Source organism: Actinoallomurus vinaceus (assembly GCF_039542055.1).
Lineage (GTDB): Bacteria > Actinomycetota > Actinomycetes > Streptosporangiales > Streptosporangiaceae > Actinoallomurus > Actinoallomurus vinaceus.
This window is the reverse complement of the sequence record NZ_BAABHK010000009.1, coordinates 164,018-179,397: the sequence shown is the minus strand read 5'-3', so window position 1 is coordinate 179,397 and position 15,380 is coordinate 164,018. Positions and strand designations below refer to the sequence as shown.

Here is a 15,380-nt window from a genome sequence, read left to right as displayed (position 1 = left end):
AGACCAGCCATGACTAGACCGGCATGACACCGGCCGCGTTCAGGATGTTTTGATTCCAAGCGCCACTGCAATCGCTTTGGCCGTCGTCTCGATGATATTGGGGACGTAGAAGATGACTCCGATTCCGATCGCCAACAGAATGAACTGCACGAATCGCGTTATCTCTCGCGTGAAGAGAAAGAAAATCGCAACAATGGAGACGACGACCAGGAACAGCGGCCCGAAGATATCCCGCAGCCATTTCGCGAGATTGTCGGTGTCCAGACCGGGGGTCGGACTGGGGCTAGGCGCCGCGCCGACATGTTGAGGCAGCATCGCCAACATGTGTTGGATCATCGGGCTGGCCTTCCTTGGTCGGGGAGTGAATCGTAACGTTCGGGACGGGGTAGCCGGGACGTCATGATCCGGCCGGAAGCGTAGAACCTTGAATGTCCCTGACGAACCAATATCCGCCCTTCTTCACCATTGCGAGCTGGTACGTCTGCTCGAGCGTGCCGCCCGCAGGCTTGCCCTGACCAGCGGGAATCTGCCAGACGACGGTCGCGGTCACCGTCCGGGACGCGACGTCGCCGCGCGGGGCGGCGACGTCTTTGATCTGGCCGAAGGTGACGGTGTTGCCCAGTCCGGTCGCGGGCGGATCGGAGTAGCGCTGGAGCGAACCGGCGTCGCTGGCCGCATAGGCCTTGAAGAAGTCCGTCAGTGGTTGCCGGAGCTCGGCCTCCAGCGCGGAGTCGCGGTCCTGGGCCGCTTGGGGAACCGACGCCGTGGGAGGCGGCGGGAGCGTGGCGGGACGCCCCGTTATCGCCATCGCCCCGTCCTTGGCATAGACGGGGACGGCGAGCTGGAAAAGCCGTTCGTTGGCCCGCACGAGAAGGGTGACGATGCCGTGCTGATCGTCATTCGCCCGCACCGACGCGACGTACGCGGACTGCAGCACCGATTTGCCGGTGCCGTCCCAGCCGAGCTGCGGATCGATCCCACCGGCGACGAACTGGGCGAGCTGTTGCTGTCGATTCGACGCCGTCGCCTGGTCGTAATTCAGATAGACCTGGGCGAATGACAGGGCGTACGCGGAGGCCGCCGCCTCCGGAAACCGCGGCTTGGCGGCGTCACCGGTCGCCGGAGTATTGGACCGCTCCGAGGTGAACCGCTCGAACGGTGCCCGGACGCCGTTGACCAGCACGACGATGAGGAACGCCCAGAGGATGGCCCGGCCGACGTAGATGAACCAGCGCCCACCGGAGCCACCCCACCCGCCACGGTCGCCGCCGCCGTCGCGGGAACCGCCACGGCGCTTGCCGCGGCGCCCTTTCTCGTCCGGAGTGTCCCAAGGGTCGGCGGGCGGGAATCCGCCCGGCGGGTAACCGGACGCGCCGGCGTCTACAACGCCGGACGACCTGCGAGCCATCTTGCCTCCGCTCGCGCCTTCCCCCCGGATCGGCGCGCCGTCTTATCCGTCTGGTCGAGTTCGGTTTACCACCTTAACCACGGCGGTCAATTGTTCCAGTGCCGAGCGAGGATGCACAGCCCCGCCGCGCGGTTGTGGACAACTCGGTAGCCGGCGGAGCATTACCGGACAGCGAGGTTCGTCTCCCCTGCTACACGTTGAAGCGGAACTCGACCACGTCGCCGTCCTGCATGACGTACTCTTTGCCCTCCATCCTGGCCTTTCCGGCCGCGCGGGCGGCGGCGACGGACCCCTCGGCCACCAGGTCCTCGTACGAGACGATCTCGGCCTTGATGAAGCCCTTCTGGAAGTCCGTGTGGATCACACCTGCGGCCTCCGGGGCGGTGGCGCCCTTGCGGATGGTCCAGGCGCGGGCCTCCTTGGGACCGGCGGTGAGGAACGTCTGCAGCCCGAGCGTGTCGAAGCCGACGCGGACGAGCTGCAGCAGACCCGGCTCCTCCTGCCCGGTGGACCGCAGGAGCTCCAGCGCCTCCTCGTCGGGCAGCTCGATGAGCTCCGACTCGATCTTGGCGTCGAGGAAGATGGCCTCGGCAGGGGCGACGAGCTCCTGCAGCCGTGCGCGCAACGCCTCGTCGCCGAGCTCGTCCTCGTCCACGTTGAAGACGTAGAGGAAGGGCTTGGCGGTCAGCAGGTGCAGCTCGCGCAGCGGCGCCGGGTCGAGGCCGGAGGCGTAGATCGTGGTGCCCTCGTTGAGGGTCTTCTGCGCCACCTGGGCCGCTTCGACGACGGCGAGCTTGTCGCGGTCCTTCGTCGTCCGCGCCTCCTTCTCCAGGCGCGGCAGGGCCTTCTCCAGCGTCTGGAGGTCGGCGAGGATCAGCTCGGTGTTGATGGTCTCGATGTCGCGCGGCGGGGCGATGTCGCCGTCGACGTGGGTGACGTCCGGATCATCGAACACCCGGATGACCTGGCAGATCGCGTCGGTCTCCCGGATGTTGGCGAGGAACTGGTTGCCGAGCCCCTGCCCCTCGGACGCGCCTTTCACGATGCCCGCGATGTCGACGAACTGCATCGTCGCGTGGACGATCTTGGCCGAGTCGTACAGCCTGGCCAGCTCGTCGAGGCGAGGGTCGGGCACGGCCACGACACCGACGTTCGGCTCGATCGTCGCGAACGGGTAGTTCGCCGCGAGTGCGGTGTTCTTGGTCAGTGCGTTGAACAGGGTCGACTTGCCCACGTTGGGCAGCCCGACGATTCCGATGGACAGGCTCACGGACGCAGAGTCTACGGGCCCCCGGTGACTGGCCGGACGGCCCGTGCGGCGCGGGGTCAACGGGGTGCGCGGACCGTCGCGGACCGGGAAAGGATCGTCGGCGCGGACCGGTCGATCAACGATCCCGCTGTGATCCTCCGCTCATCGTGGGCCGGTCGATCACTGATCTTGGAGTGATCCTTCACTCATCGTGGGCCCGGCAAGGGCAGCCCGCGCAGAGAGCCCGTGAGCCGCTCCGCTCGTCCCGGGCGGGTGGGGTCTCGTCCGCGCGTCGGGCCGACATTCTGGTGCTGCTTTGTCACGATGCGGACATGGACGTTCTCCTCGGGCTCGTGGTCGGTCTGGTCGTGGGTACCGTGCTCGGCGTCGCGTGGGCGCGGAGCCGGACCGCCGTGATCACCGCGCGGGCGAAGGCCGCCGAGGAGAAGCTCGCCTACGTCGAGGAGGGGCTGACCGAGCGGTTCCAGGCGTTGTCGGCGGAGGCGCTCGACGCGAGCAACCAGCGTTTCCTCGAACTGGCCGGGACCCGTCTGGCGACCGCCAACGCCGAGGCCGCCGGGGAGCTGGACAAGCGCATCGCCCCGCTCAAGGACACGCTGAACAAGGTCGAGGCGCAGCTGCGCGAGGTCGAGACCGGGCGGCGTGAGTCGCACGCCATGCTGGCCAAGCAGGTGGAGTTCGTACGGCAGAGCTCCGACCAGCTCCGCCGGGAGACGCAGACGCTCGTACGGGCCCTGCAGCGGCCGGAGGCGCGCGGCCGGTGGGGGGAGCTTCAGCTGCGCCGGGTGGTGGAGATCTCCGGGATGACCCGGCACTGCGACTTCGACGAGCAGGCCACCGCAGGGAACGGCCTCCGGCCCGACATGGTCGTACGGCTGGCGGGCGGCAAGAACGTCGTCGTCGACTCGAAGGTGTCCCTGGCCGCCTACCTGGACGCCGCGGGGGCGGACGACCCGGCGGTGTGGGAGGCACGGCTGGACGCGCACGCGCGGCACCTGCGTGAGCACGTGGACCGGCTGGCGGCCAAGTCGTACTGGCAGGCGTTCAGCCCGGCCCCGGAGTTCGTGGTGCTGTTCGTGCCGGGCGAGGCGTTCCTGGCGCCGGCGCTGGACCGGGACCCCGGCCTGCTGGAGTACGCGATGCGCCGCCGCGTGCACATCGCCACGCCGACGACGCTGGTCAGCCTGCTGCGCACGGCCCACTACGCCTGGCAGCAGCAGGCGTTGTCGGAGAACGCCCGCGCGGTGTTCGACCTGGGCCGGGAGCTGTACGAGCGGCTCGGGACGCTGGGCCGCCACGTCGACCAGCTCGGCAAGTCCCTGACGAACGCCGTCGTCGCCTACAACCGGACGATCGGGTCGCTGGAGAGCCGGGTGCTGGTCACCGCGCGCCGGCTCAACGAGCTGGGCGTGACCGACGCCGACCTCGACCCGCCCGCCTCCGTGAACGAACCGGCCCGCTCCCCGTCCGCCGCGGAACTCGCCGACGACGCCGAGCAAGATCGTCAGATCCGCCTGCTGCCCTGACGCCGTGTCGCGAGACGCGGCGTACTGAACGGGTTTACCGTGGAGGAAGGCACTGTCGACCCTGGGGCGGGCTGGTGGCAACGGACACGCGCGGAGATCCTGAGACGGTCTCCGCTCGGCGACGTGGGCTGACGCGGCGTCCGGCCGCGACCCCGGCGGAGCGCTCACGGGCCCGCACGGCCATCACGCTGACCGGCCGAGGCGGCGCCGTCGTGGTGCTCGTGTGCACGCTGCTCGGCGCGGTGATCGGCGGGATGTTCGGGCTGCGGTCGGCGCAGGGGCTCCTCTTCGTCGTCGGGTGCCTGCTGGCGGTGCTGGCGACCCGCCGTACGGACCTGCTGACGCTCGTGGTCAGCCCGCCGCTGCTGTTCTTCCTGGTGACGCTGATGTCGGCGCTCACCGGATCGATCGGGGAGAAGTCGTTCCTGCTGAGCACGGCGGTGGCCGTGGCGGCGAAGCTGACCTCGAGCGTGCCGTGGCTCTTCGTCGGCGCGGTGCTCGTCGTGCTGATCGCCGTTCCGCGGGGGCTTCCCGCGAACCTGCGCGACCTGAGCGCCCGGGTCGCGGCCGACAACCCGTTCCGCGGCCGCACCTCGCTGCGCGGCCGGAAGAAGAATCAGGACGACGACCCGGTCCGCTGGGACGAGAGCCCCGGAGGTCGGCTCCCGGCCGCGAAGGCGCCACCCGCGGAGGCCCCGCCCGCGGAGGAGTCCGCGGACGAGTGACGGGCTAGAGGATGTCCTGTGGATCTTGTTCGTGGCGAACGGCAGCCGGACGGAGATCCACCCGACGCCCCCTACGCCGAGCGCAGGTCGCGGCGGAGTTCGTGGGGCAGCGCGAAGACCATCCGCTCACGCACGGACTCGACCTCTTCGACGCCGTCGAAGCCGAACTCCGCGAGGCGGGCCAGCACGCCCTCGATCAGCTCCTCCGGCACCGACGCGCCGCTGGTCAGCCCGATGGTGTCGACCCCCTCGAGCCATGCCGGGTCGATCTGGTCGGCGTAGTCGACGAGGTACGCGGCGTCGGCGCCGTGGTCCTTGGCCACCTCGACGAGGCGCTTGGAGTTGGAGGAGTTCTGTGAGCCGACCACGATGACCAGCTGCGACTCGGCGGCGATCTCCTTCACCGCGACCTGGCGGTTCTGCGTGGCGTAGCAGATGTCGTCGGACGGCGGGTCGAGGAGCTTCGGGAAGCGGGCGCGGAGGGCCTCGACCGTGGCGTTCGTCTCATCGACCGACAGCGTGGTCTGGGAGAGCCACACGACCTTCTCCGGGTCGCGGACCTGAACGTTGGCGACGTCGTCGGGGCCGTCGACGAGCTGGATGTGCTCGGGGGCCTCGCCGCTGGTGCCGATGACCTCTTCGTGCCCCTCGTGCCCGATCAGGAGGATGTCGTACTCGTCGGAGGCGAACCGCCTGGCCTCCTTGTGGACCTTGGTGACCAGCGGGCAGGTGGCGTCGATCGTACGGAGGTTCAGCCCGGCGGCCTCATCGTGGACGACCGGGGCGACCCCGTGCGCGGAGAAGACGACGATGGCGCCCTCCGGCACCTCTTCGGTCTCCTCGACGAAGACGGCGCCGCGTTCTTCGAGGGTCTTCACCACGTGGACGTTGTGCACGATCTGCTTACGGACGTAGATGGGCGCGCCATAGCGCTTGAGCGCCTGCTCCACCGTCTGCACCGCACGATCGACGCCCGCGCAGTAGCCGCGCGGCTTGGCCAGAAGAACCCGACGAGTCATGTGTTCCATGGTAGGTCTGATCGGAGTGCGCCGGTTTCGGGCGAAGAAAAACCCGACCACGGCGCGTGAACGCCACTGCACCGTAGGGCAGAGTGGTGGATAACAGATCCGTCATACCGACCAGTCCGCGTCCGCGGGGCTGGAGGGAGCTGAAACAACGATGACACGATCGCCGCGCCGCTTGACGGAGCAAGTACGGGAGACCGTCAGCGAGCTCCCCATCCACGCCGCCCGGCTGGCCGTGATGGGCGTCGGCCAGGCGCTGCTGCTCACCGACCGTGTCCGCAAGGATTACAAGGAGGCCCGTGAGGCGGGCCTGGGACCCGTGCTCGGCCGGCTGCGCGGCGACGCGGAGGGCCTCACCGGCCGCATCGTGGGCAAGGTGACCGGACGAACCGCTCCCGATGGGCGGACGGACTCCGGGGAAGGCCCCGCGCCGGCCGCGGCGAGCTCCGAGATCGCCGTGGGCAAGCCGAGCGGGGCCGGACGTACGCGCCCGGCCGCGGGCCGTACGAAGCCGTCGACCGCCCCGCCGGCCAAGCCCGCTCCGGCGAAGGGCAAACCGGCCGCGTCCCGGACGAAGGGCGCCACCGCGCCGGCCTCGCGGTCCGACACGGCCGCGGACCGGACCAAGGCCGCCGAGGCCAAGGGAGCGGAAGCGAAGCCGGCCAAGCCCGCGACGCCGGCCGCGAAGGGCACGACCGCGGCCGCTCCCGCTAAGGCGACGGCCTCGCCCGCGGCTCCGGCCAAGGAGAAGACCGCTCCGGCCAAGAGCGCGCCCGCCGCCCCGGTCAAGGAGACGTCGGCGAGCGCTCCGGCGAAGGCGGAGGCCGCCCGGAAGGCGGGTACGACCGCGCCGAGCACCGGAGCGGAGCTGCCGATCCCCGACTACGACCAGGCCTCGATCGCGTCCGTACGGGCCCGGCTGCGCAACCTCAACGTGCGTCAGGTCAACGAGCTGCGCGACTACGAGCGGGCGCACGCCGCCCGCGCCGAGTTTCTGCGCATGTACGAGAACCGCATCGCCAAGCTGCGCGGCCAGGGCTGAGCGGCACCGCGGCGGGTAGTTGATCGCCGGCGCCTCCCCGAGGGCACGTTCAGCGCACTCGGGGAGGCGGCGTGTGCGCGACCCGGTCGTCGTGCCCGGACGGTCGCGGCCGGTCGGACGACCGCGGGTGCCCGGCCTCGGTCACGTTCCGTTCTCAGGCCTTGGCCTCTTGCGTTCGCGGCCGATCATCTTGAAGTCGCCCATGGTGATCTGCCGCCAGGCGGTGGCCCATGCCTGCAGATCCTCGGCCGATCCGCCGAGCACCTTGACGAAGATCTCCAGTGCGGGCAGCTTCGGCAGAGCGTCGCTGTTCAGCATGTTCCGGAACGTGGAGTAGGAGATCTGCTTGGCGCATCGGCGCTCCATCTCCCGGTAGCTCGGGCTTCCCGCCCACACGTGGTAGGCACGCATCGCGGCGACGAACTTCGCGGGCGTCTTGGCGAGGAGCGGATCGGGTCGTTGCTCGTGGCCGAGAAGATCCGGGATCGCCGGCGGCGGGTAGGGAGGCTCCGTGTCGGAGGCCTCCTCCGCCGTCTCGTCCTTGACGACCGCTTGCTTACCTTCGACCGAGTCGACCGCCGTGGTCTGGCTCGCGACGGTCGGTGGCTCCAGACCGGACCCGAGTCTTCGGGGACCGGCCGCGGCCCCCTTGCCGACCTCTCCGCCGTGCGAGCGGCGAGCCAACTCGACACGGCGATTCAGGAGCCGATCTCTTTTCTCGCTCAGCTCGGTGATTCGCTCGAAGTAGAGTTTTGCGGCCGTGAGCCTCTCCACTCCTCGGCTGGGCTGGCACACCATGAGGATGCGCTCGATCTGCATCCACGTTTTGAGTGTCGGCCGATAGTCGCCTGCTAACAACTTGGACAGGGACGCCGGGGTCATGGACGCGACCGAGGCGATGACCTCAATTCCATCGTCGCCGGCCACGCGATCCAGTTCGTACTGAACCGCGGCGTTCAGGATCAGGCTGAGTTTCGCCCGCCACGGGGCCATTTCCTCGCTCAGTTTGATGGCCTGGATGCGGATCTCGTCGCCGTCGAGACTGTCGATCGATGTGTCCTCGGCGGGTGGCTGGCCGGACATGCCTACCGTCGGCTCCCGGACCGGTGGTCCCGGTGTTTCACGAGGCGCCTGGCCGTCTCGGCCGCGCCCATGCCCAGGGTGATGGTGACGGTCACCGCCTCGCGTGGGGCGCATCCCTGGCCGACGAGGGCGAGGAATACGACGACGATCATCGTGAGGGCGGCGAGCGGGACGGCGTCCCGATGCGGATCGTGGCGGCCGGGAACCTTGTCGGGCAGGCCGACAGAGGGCTTGTATCCCATGGAGATACTCCGATCACTTCACTAATTTGCCGTGCTATGGGCGGTGCTTCGTTAAAGGTTCCCGAAGAGCGGACGTGGAAGTGGAAGATCTTCGGGGAACATCTTCACGGTCATCATGCCGCATGATCACGTTTGCCGCTACGTAAACTGTCCCAGCACATACCATTGTGATACGACTGCACGTAATATGCCGGTTTCAGGTTGATGTACGGTGTTGAAAAGCGATGAATGACGTTCACGAGCGTGTACAAGCGTTTCCGACAGTCGTGAAGCGCGGAGAGACTGCGGTGTAATACATCGACGTCACTATGGCGTCTGGTTAGTTCCCTTCGCTTCGACTCGTGCTATGGGCGGGCATCGGGAACCAGCGGCGGCGACCCGGGTGGAAGCGGGCCGACGCTGAGACCACGACGGCCGTGACCGGGAACCCGGTCACGGCCGTTCCGCACCGGCGTCCTGCGCGCCGTACGCCGAGCGGGTCGAGAGGTCGACGTCCGCGCCCCGCGGGTCCGGCCTTGTCTGCGGCGGGCCGGGCGGGCCGAGGTCAGTGCCGTACGAGCACGCGGGCGTCCTGGAACGTGTGGTCGATGTCGGCCCGGTCCAGGGTCCGCAGGTGGTGGCGCCTCGCGTACAGCACCGCCATGCCGGCGAGGCAGCACAGGGCGTCGGCGTAGTACGGCAGGGCGGGATCGATTCCGTCACCGAGCCTGCTCGCGGCGTACGGGGCGATGGCACCGCCGAGCCACCGGACGAAGTTGTAGCCGGCCGAGGCCACCGGCCGGGGCGCGTCGGATTCCCCGAGCGGAAACGCGCCGTCCCGCCGGGCGGCGGGCGGGGTGAAGGCGGGCGGCTGAGCACGCGAGCGCCGCGCGGACCGACTCGTGGGCGGGCATGGCGCTCGCGGTGAGTTGCATGCTGCCGGCCGCGACGTCCGGTGGGGCGGGCCTGATGGCGGCGACCGCCGTGGTCGCCGCCTGGCCATACCGCCTCGCCGGAGAGTTCGGGTCGACCGTCGGTTCAGGCCCGGGCGCGGACGCCTCGGCGGGCCGTGACGACCATCGCCGCCACCATCACGGCCTGGACGGCCCAGAGCGCGATCGGGATCAGCATCGCGCCGATGGCGCTGGTCATCGTGAGGGCGACATAAGGGACGGCGCTCGCCAGCAGGAAGAACGCCGCGGCCAGCGACCAGCGCAGGTCCCTGGTCACCGCGGTCACCCAGATCCCGCAGGACAGCAGGAGGACCATGAGGGCGAGGTAGACGTCCCCGTAGAGTTCGACCCGATTGACCACCCAGACCCTCTGGCAGATGTCGTCGGCGGTGCAGATCGTCTCGCGGTGGGCGGCCCACGGGACCTGCACGTGCCAGGCTGCCGACAGGACGACCGCCCCGGCCGCCCACCACCACGAACGACTCCGCGGCCTGGATGGACGGCGCACCACGAGGACGGTCAGGGCGACCGCCATGGGGGCGTACCCCATGAGGTCCATCACGCCGCCGTTTACCGGGCCGAAGAGCGGCAGGAGGCCGCCCGTGAGGTCGTCGGCGCCGATCAGCGGGCAGATCAGCTGGAGCACCTGGAGCAACGTCACGGTCAGCGCCACCTGGAACCGGCCGCGGAAGAGTGCCCCGACCAGGACCAGCGAGCACGCCAGCCACGCGGCGTTCCCCACGCCGCCGTCGAGGCTCCCGAGGTCCGCGACCAGGTTGCTCAGGGCGATGAGGAAGGCGCCCAGGGCCAGGCCGTCGGCCCACCACGGCGTGGGGTGCGCGGTGCGCTCGCGGAGGCGGGCCGCCAGACCGCCGCGCACCAGGCCGGCGGACTCGCGGACGGACGGCCGCCCGCGCCCCGCCGAGACCTCCAGGAGTGTTCCGACGAACTCCTCTCCGTGCGCGGCGCGGTAGGCGGGCGGGTACGTCCGCAGCAGGCGGCGGTAGCACCGCTCCGCCACGCCCGGGCGCCCCTCGATCCGCTCGGCGTCGCGCGGCTCCGGGCCGCTCACGACAGCGCCGTTCCGGGTCGTCCGAACACGATCCTGGCCGCTCGGGCCATGCGTTTCGCCTCCTCGGTGACGGCCTCGGCGCCGTCCTCGGTGATCCGGAAGTAACGGCGAGGCCGTCCGCCGACGGTCTCCTCACGGTCCACGGCGATCAGGCCGGTGCCGGCGAGCCGGTCGAGCGCGCCGTACAGCGTGCCGACCGCGAGCCGCACCCGGCCGCCGGACTGCTCCTCGGCGCGCTTGATGATCGCGTAGCCGTGCAGGGGACCGTCGAGGAGCGCCGTCAGAATGAAGTACGTGGGTTCGCTCATCGACCGCATGAGACCGAACCATATATCGGACGCCGAAGTATTCGCTACGCTTCGGCCATGGCGTTGGAGACCTCACCGGAGTCGCCCACTCCGGTCCGCACCGTTCTGCAGCTGGTCGGCGGCTGGATCGCCAAGCTCGGCCGCATCTGGGTCGAGGGTCAGATCACCGAGCTGAACCGCCGGGCCGGCACGGTGTACTTCACGCTGCGCGACCCGGTCGCCAACGTCTCGGTGCGGGTCGTGTGCCCCCGGGCGGTGTGCGACAACGCCGGTCCGGCCGTCGTCGACGGCGCGCGGGTCGTCGTGCACGCCAAACCGGACTTCTACATCAACCGGGGCTCGTTCGCGCTGTCGGCGTTCGAGATCCGGCCGGTCGGCGTCGGCGAGCTGCTGGCCCGGCTCGAACGTCTCAAGCAGCTCCTCACCGCCGAAGGCGTGTTCAACGCCGAGCGGAAGCGGCCGCTGCCCTTCCTGCCCGGCACGATCGGGCTGATCTGCGGCCGCGACTCCGCCGCCGAGCGCGACGTGCTGGACAACTCCCGTCGCCGCTGGCCCGCCGTCCGGTTCACGGTCGAGAACACCGCCGTGCAGGGGTCGTACGCGGTGAACGAGATCATCGACGCGCTCCACCGGCTGGACGCCGCCCCCGACGTCGATGTGATCATCATCGCCCGTGGCGGCGGGTCCCTCGAGGATCTGCTCCCGTTCTCCGACGAGGCACTGGTCCGCGCGGTGGCGGCCGCCCGTACGCCCGTGGTCTCCGCGATCGGCCACGAGCAGGACACGCCCCTGCTCGACTACGTCGCCGACGTTCGCGCCTCGACCCCGACGGACGCGGCCAAGAAGACCGTGCCCGACGTGCGCGAGCAGCTCGCGCTGATCGGGCAGCTGCGCGACCGGGGGCGCCGGTGCCTGTCCGGACGGGTCGAGCGCGAGCTCCAGTGGCTGGCGGGGATGCGCTCCCGGCCCGCGCTGGCCGATCCGGCCCGCGAGATCGAACGTCAGGCGGAGGGCGTGGCGACGCTGCGGGACCGGTCGCGACGCTGCCTGTCCGCTGCGCTGGACCGGGCGGAGGACGGTCTCTCCCACACCCGCGCGCGGCTCGTCGCCCTGTCGCCGGCGGCCACGCTCGAGCGGGGCTACGCGATCGCGCAGCGTACCGACGAGTCCGTCGTACGCGCGGCGGCGGACGTGAGCAAGGACGACGAGCTGCTGCTCCGGTTCAAGGACGGCCGGATCACGGTGCGGGTCGACGCGGTCTAAGGGACGGTCGCAACTCTTTGAAACGGGATGCGCACCGGTCACACAGGTCGCGAAGATAGGGTCTTGTCCCAGTATTTCCCCCTTCGGGCCGATCGTGGACAGCGGCAAGGGCCCGAGATCGTCGCTTAAGGACCTCCGTTGACCCAGCCTCCGCCGTACCAGCAGCCCTCCCCCGGCCCCTATGGTCAGCAGCCCTATGGCCAGCAGGGATACCAGCAGCAGTACCAGGGCCAGCAGCCCTATCAGGCGCCGCAGGGATACCCGCCCGCGCAGGGGCAGCCGGCGGGATACCAGCAGCCGTACCCGGCCGGACAGGGCTACCAGCAGCCCTACCAGGGGCAGCCGCAGGGGTACCAGGGGCAACCCCAGGGCTACCCGGGACCGCAGCAGGGCTACCAGGGACAGCAGCACCAGGGGTACCAGGCGCAGCCCCAGGGGTATCAGGCCGGCTACCAGCAGGAGCCGCAGGACTACCCGGCCGCGTCGTACAACAATGGCGTGACCTGCCGCGTCTGCGGCAACGGGCCCGCCGCGCAGGCGACCTTCCGGGGTGTCGTGGGCGCCGTCGTCATGCACACGATCTGGACGGCGACCGGGCCGTTCTGCCGTGACTGCGGCCTGGCGACGTTCCGCAAGCAGACGGCCAAGACACTCGCCGGCGGCTGGTGCAGCATCGGCGCCTTCGTCCTGGCTCCGATCTTCCTGCTGCTCAACATGATCGCTCACGGCAAGGTCGCGAACCTGCCGGCCCCACAGCCGACCAGCGGCCGGGCGCCCCTGGACCCGGGCCCGTCGGTGTTCGCGCGGCCGCTCGCGTACATCTATCCGGTGATCTTCTTTTTGTTCCTGATGTTGCTGCTCGTCGGGAGCCTGTCCAGCAGCTGACCTGAGGGCGCTCTACCGTTTGCGGCTGAGCGTCGGGTCGGGGTGCTCGGTGAAGCCGAGGGAACGGTACAGCGGCTCGCCGTCCGGGCTGGCGGTCAGATCGACCCTGCGGATCCCCCGCTCGGTGAACCAGTCGAGCAGCCCGTGCATGATCGAGCGGCTGTGCCCGCGCCGGCGGTACGCCGGGTCGGTGACCACGCCGTACACGTGCCCGATCAGGCCGGACGGGGTGTACGGGCTGGGCAGCCGCCGGTCGATGGTGCCGATGCCGCACGCGGCCAGGCCCGCGTCCCCGTCGATGACGAGGATCTTCGCCGAGTCGTCGGTGAGCCGCTCTCCCAACGCGTCCGCGCAGGCCCGCCGCCACTCCTCGCCGGATGGCGGGGCTCCCCAACCGTGGTCGCCCAGGCCGGCGAAGAGCAGCGCCCTGAGCCGTACGAGCTCGGGGATGTCGGGGACGGTCGCGGCGCGTATGAGGGGCATGGCGGGATCCTAGGTCCGCCGCCCTTAGGGTGGGGAATGTGGCGGAGGAGAAACCGGAGCTGTCCTACGAACAGGCGCGCGACGAGCTGACGGACGTCGTGCGGCGGCTTGAGGCGGGCGGGCTCACGCTGGAGGAGTCCCTGGCACTCTGGGAGCGCGGCGAGAGACTCGCCGCGATCTGCGAGGAGTGGCTCGAGGGGGCCCGGGCCCGGCTCGCGGCCGCCATGGCCGAGCGCGCCGAGCCCGCGGAACGCCCGGAGAACGCACCGTTCTAACCCGCGGGGACGGGCGCGGCGGTCAGGAGTTCGCCGTGCCCAGCCAGCGGGCGATCGCCGCCGCCCTCGTCCGGACGCCGAGCTTCGCGTAGATGCGGCTGACGTGGTTCTTGACGGTCTTCTCGGAGAGGACGAGCTCGTCGGCGATCTCGACGTTCGAGCGGCCCTGCGTGATGAGCCGCATCACCTCGACCTCGCGCGTGGACAGGCCCAGGCACTCGTCGCCCGCCGGTGAGGCCCCCGACGCGGACTGCAGAGTCTGTACCACGACCCGGGCCGCCACCGCGGACAGTGGGTTGGCCCGGCCCGCGACGACGTCGCGGATCGCCACGACGAGTTCGTCCGGGGAGAAGGACCCGTGGATGAGGTAGCCGACGGCGCCGGCCTGGATGGACGAGCGGATCGACTCGGCGTCGTCGCTGTAGGAGAGCATCAGCACCCGGGTGAGGGTGCTGAGCGTCCGGGCCGCCCGTACGCCGTCGACGTCGGGCATGCGCACGTCGAGGAGGACGAGGTCGGGGCGCAGCTGACGCGCCAGGTCGATGGCCTGGCGGCCGTCTCCGGCCGTCGCGACCACCTTGACGTCGTCGGCGGTCTCGAGAAGGGCGACGAGCCCCATGAGGACCACCGGGTTGTCGTCCGCCACCATGACGCTGATCATCGAACCGTCTCCCGTGCTCCGTGAACCTCCGGCAGGCTGACCGTGAGGGTGCTGCCCTTGCCGGGCGAGGACTCCAGCGTGAGCGCGCCGCCGACCCGCCTGGCTCGTTCTCCCATTCCGACGACCCCGTAGTGACCGTTGCGCGCCAGGTCCGCCGTCAGATCCGTCATTTCGGGCGGGCATTCGAAGCCCTTCCCGTCGTCGCGCACCCAGAGCCGCACGCCGCGGTCGTCCGTGGTCAGGCCGACCTGCACCGTCTCGGCGGCGGCGTGTCGTTCCACGTTGGTCAGCGCCTCTTTCAGGATCGCCAGCGTCTCCGCCCGCCGGACGGACGGAAGCTCCACGTCGTCTTCGGTGACGACCACCACCGTGATGCCGGTGCCCGCCGCCCAGTCCTCCGCCATCTGGCGGACGGCGGCGGCGAGAGGCCGGTTCTCCCCGCCGTCCCGCAGGCCGGCGATGAGCTCGCGGGCCTCGGCCACCGCGACCTTCACCCCGGCGGCGATGTTCTCTGCCTCCTGCTCGGCGCGGGCCGGGGACTTGCGCACCCAGGCGGGCAGCGCGGCCGCCGAGAGCGCGACGCCGTGCAGCGTCTTGGCCAGTGAGTCGTGCATGTCACGAGCGAGCCTCAGGCGTTCCTCCGCGGACGCCGCCACCACCTCGGCCCTGCGGCGGGCCTCCTCCGCGTCGGCGAACTGCACGAGCAGCCGGTGCACGGCGATGCCGATGCACCCCGCCACCGGGTAGAAGACGGGCAGCGCGATCACCGCCTGGATGTTGACGCTCTGGATCGAGCGGGCGGCGAGGTCGTACAGGGCGACCTGCAGCGCGCAGACGAACAGCAGTCCCCGCCACTCGTACAGCACTCCGGCGAGGGCCGACGTGACCACGCTGAACAGGAAGTACGGGCCGAAGGCCCCGGCGGCCTCCAGCACGAAGTAGGCCGCCGCGGCGTCCACGGCGAGCGTGACCGGCCTGCGGGCCAGCAGCGGCAGCAGCCGCCGGGGCGCCTGGGCGACCGCGAGCGAGATCGCGGCGACGACGCCCATCGTGATGAGCACCGTGCGGGTGAACTCCGCGCTCGGCACGAGGACGACGGCCATCGCGAGCAGCAGGAGACGCGCGTACATGAGCAGCCGGACGGTGACGGTCAGCCGCGAGGACAGAGTGCCGTTCATGG

General features: G+C 70.3%; 18 protein-coding genes. 6 read left to right on the top strand and 12 right to left on the bottom strand.

All coding sequences use genetic code 11. The features are described from left to right. Positions 1-39: 39 nt before the first annotated feature. The 3 genes from ABEA24_RS29735 to ychF all read right to left on the bottom strand — a co-directional run bounded on the left by ABEA24_RS29735 (position 40) and on the right by ychF (position 2,678). Positions 40-315: a hypothetical protein gene (locus tag ABEA24_RS29735; RefSeq protein WP_425551252.1), complete on the bottom strand. Its 276-nt coding sequence runs from the start codon at positions 313-315 to the stop codon at positions 40-42. A gap of 82 nt (positions 316-397) precedes the next feature. Further along, positions 398-1,408 carry a conjugal transfer protein gene (locus tag ABEA24_RS29730; RefSeq protein ID WP_345434468.1) on the bottom strand — a complete coding sequence of 337 codons (1,011 nt, stop codon included), beginning with the start codon at positions 1,406-1,408 and terminating at the stop codon, positions 398-400. Between the two features lie 190 nt (positions 1,409-1,598). Further along, positions 1,599-2,678 (bottom strand): redox-regulated ATPase YchF, encoded by a 1,080-nt coding sequence (gene ychF / locus ABEA24_RS29725; protein ID WP_345434467.1) that lies wholly within the window; start codon positions 2,676-2,678, stop codon positions 1,599-1,601. Between the two features lie 311 nt (positions 2,679-2,989). On the opposite strand from ychF, the gene ABEA24_RS29720 reads away from it, so the two are divergent. Continuing rightward, positions 2,990-4,204: a DNA recombination protein RmuC gene (locus tag ABEA24_RS29720; protein WP_345434466.1), complete on the top strand. Its 1,215-nt coding sequence runs from the start codon at positions 2,990-2,992 to the stop codon at positions 4,202-4,204. Positions 4,205-4,278: 74 nt separating this feature from the next. Then, the gene (locus tag ABEA24_RS29715; protein ID WP_345434465.1) at positions 4,279-4,929 is read left to right on the top strand and encodes a DUF6542 domain-containing protein; all 651 of its coding nucleotides are present in this window, start codon (positions 4,279-4,281) and stop codon (positions 4,927-4,929) included. A 71-nt stretch (positions 4,930-5,000) separates the two neighbouring features. Here the strand turns inward: ABEA24_RS29715 and ABEA24_RS29710 are convergent, their stop codons facing one another. After that, positions 5,001-5,948 carry a 4-hydroxy-3-methylbut-2-enyl diphosphate reductase gene (locus ABEA24_RS29710; RefSeq protein WP_345434464.1) on the bottom strand — a complete coding sequence of 316 codons (948 nt, stop codon included), beginning with the start codon at positions 5,946-5,948 and terminating at the stop codon, positions 5,001-5,003. Positions 5,949-6,108: 160 nt separating this feature from the next. Here ABEA24_RS29710 and ABEA24_RS29705 point away from each other — a divergent pair, with 160 nt between their 5' ends. Then, positions 6,109-6,996 (top strand): hypothetical protein, encoded by an 888-nt coding sequence (locus tag ABEA24_RS29705; protein WP_345434463.1) that lies wholly within the window; start codon positions 6,109-6,111, stop codon positions 6,994-6,996. Positions 6,997-7,137: 141 nt separating this feature from the next. Here the strand turns inward: ABEA24_RS29705 and ABEA24_RS29700 are convergent, their stop codons facing one another. The 5 genes from ABEA24_RS29700 to ABEA24_RS29680 form a co-directional block, all read right to left on the bottom strand. Continuing rightward, positions 7,138-8,079, bottom strand: a complete 942-nt coding sequence (locus tag ABEA24_RS29700; RefSeq protein ID WP_345434462.1) for a hypothetical protein — start codon at positions 8,077-8,079, stop codon at positions 7,138-7,140. Between the two features lie 2 nt (positions 8,080-8,081). After that, the gene (locus tag ABEA24_RS29695) at positions 8,082-8,321 is read right to left on the bottom strand and encodes a hypothetical protein (protein ID WP_345434461.1); all 240 of its coding nucleotides are present in this window, start codon (positions 8,319-8,321) and stop codon (positions 8,082-8,084) included. A 544-nt stretch (positions 8,322-8,865) separates the two neighbouring features. Beyond that, positions 8,866-9,096 carry a hypothetical protein gene (locus ABEA24_RS29690; protein WP_345434460.1) on the bottom strand — a complete coding sequence of 77 codons (231 nt, stop codon included), beginning with the start codon at positions 9,094-9,096 and terminating at the stop codon, positions 8,866-8,868. 242 nt (positions 9,097-9,338) lie between these two features. Further along, positions 9,339-10,325 carry a hypothetical protein gene (locus ABEA24_RS29685; RefSeq protein ID WP_345434459.1) on the bottom strand — a complete coding sequence of 329 codons (987 nt, stop codon included), beginning with the start codon at positions 10,323-10,325 and terminating at the stop codon, positions 9,339-9,341. Next, positions 10,322-10,633: a PadR family transcriptional regulator gene (locus ABEA24_RS29680; protein ID WP_345434458.1), complete on the bottom strand. Its 312-nt coding sequence runs from the start codon at positions 10,631-10,633 to the stop codon at positions 10,322-10,324. Before ABEA24_RS29680 ends, ABEA24_RS29685 begins: the two co-directional genes overlap by 4 nt. A gap of 57 nt (positions 10,634-10,690) precedes the next feature. On the opposite strand from ABEA24_RS29680, the gene xseA reads away from it, so the two are divergent. Then, complete coding sequence (gene xseA, locus ABEA24_RS29675; protein ID WP_345434457.1) at positions 10,691-11,896, top strand: exodeoxyribonuclease VII large subunit; 1,206 nt, start codon at positions 10,691-10,693, stop codon at positions 11,894-11,896. 138 nt (positions 11,897-12,034) lie between these two features. Next, positions 12,035-12,781: a hypothetical protein gene (locus ABEA24_RS29670; protein ID WP_345434456.1), complete on the top strand. Its 747-nt coding sequence runs from the start codon at positions 12,035-12,037 to the stop codon at positions 12,779-12,781. Between the two features lie 12 nt (positions 12,782-12,793). Here ABEA24_RS29670 and ABEA24_RS29665 read toward each other — a convergent pair whose 3' ends face one another. After that, the gene (locus tag ABEA24_RS29665) at positions 12,794-13,264 is read right to left on the bottom strand and encodes a GNAT family N-acetyltransferase (protein WP_345434455.1); all 471 of its coding nucleotides are present in this window, start codon (positions 13,262-13,264) and stop codon (positions 12,794-12,796) included. Positions 13,265-13,302: 38 nt separating this feature from the next. Between ABEA24_RS29665 and ABEA24_RS29660 the strand changes: the two genes are divergently transcribed. Then, positions 13,303-13,539, top strand: a complete 237-nt coding sequence (locus ABEA24_RS29660) for an exodeoxyribonuclease VII small subunit (RefSeq protein ID WP_345434454.1) — start codon at positions 13,303-13,305, stop codon at positions 13,537-13,539. 22 nt (positions 13,540-13,561) lie between these two features. Here the strand turns inward: ABEA24_RS29660 and ABEA24_RS29655 are convergent, their stop codons facing one another. Together ABEA24_RS29655 and ABEA24_RS29650 are read right to left on the bottom strand one after the other, a co-directional pair. After that, positions 13,562-14,200, bottom strand: coding sequence for a response regulator (locus ABEA24_RS29655; RefSeq protein ID WP_345434453.1), 639 nt, complete (start codon positions 14,198-14,200; stop codon positions 13,562-13,564). Continuing rightward, positions 14,197-15,378: a sensor histidine kinase gene (locus ABEA24_RS29650; RefSeq protein ID WP_345434452.1), complete on the bottom strand. Its 1,182-nt coding sequence runs from the start codon at positions 15,376-15,378 to the stop codon at positions 14,197-14,199. Before ABEA24_RS29650 ends, ABEA24_RS29655 begins: the two co-directional genes overlap by 4 nt. Positions 15,379-15,380 lie beyond the last annotated feature (2 nt).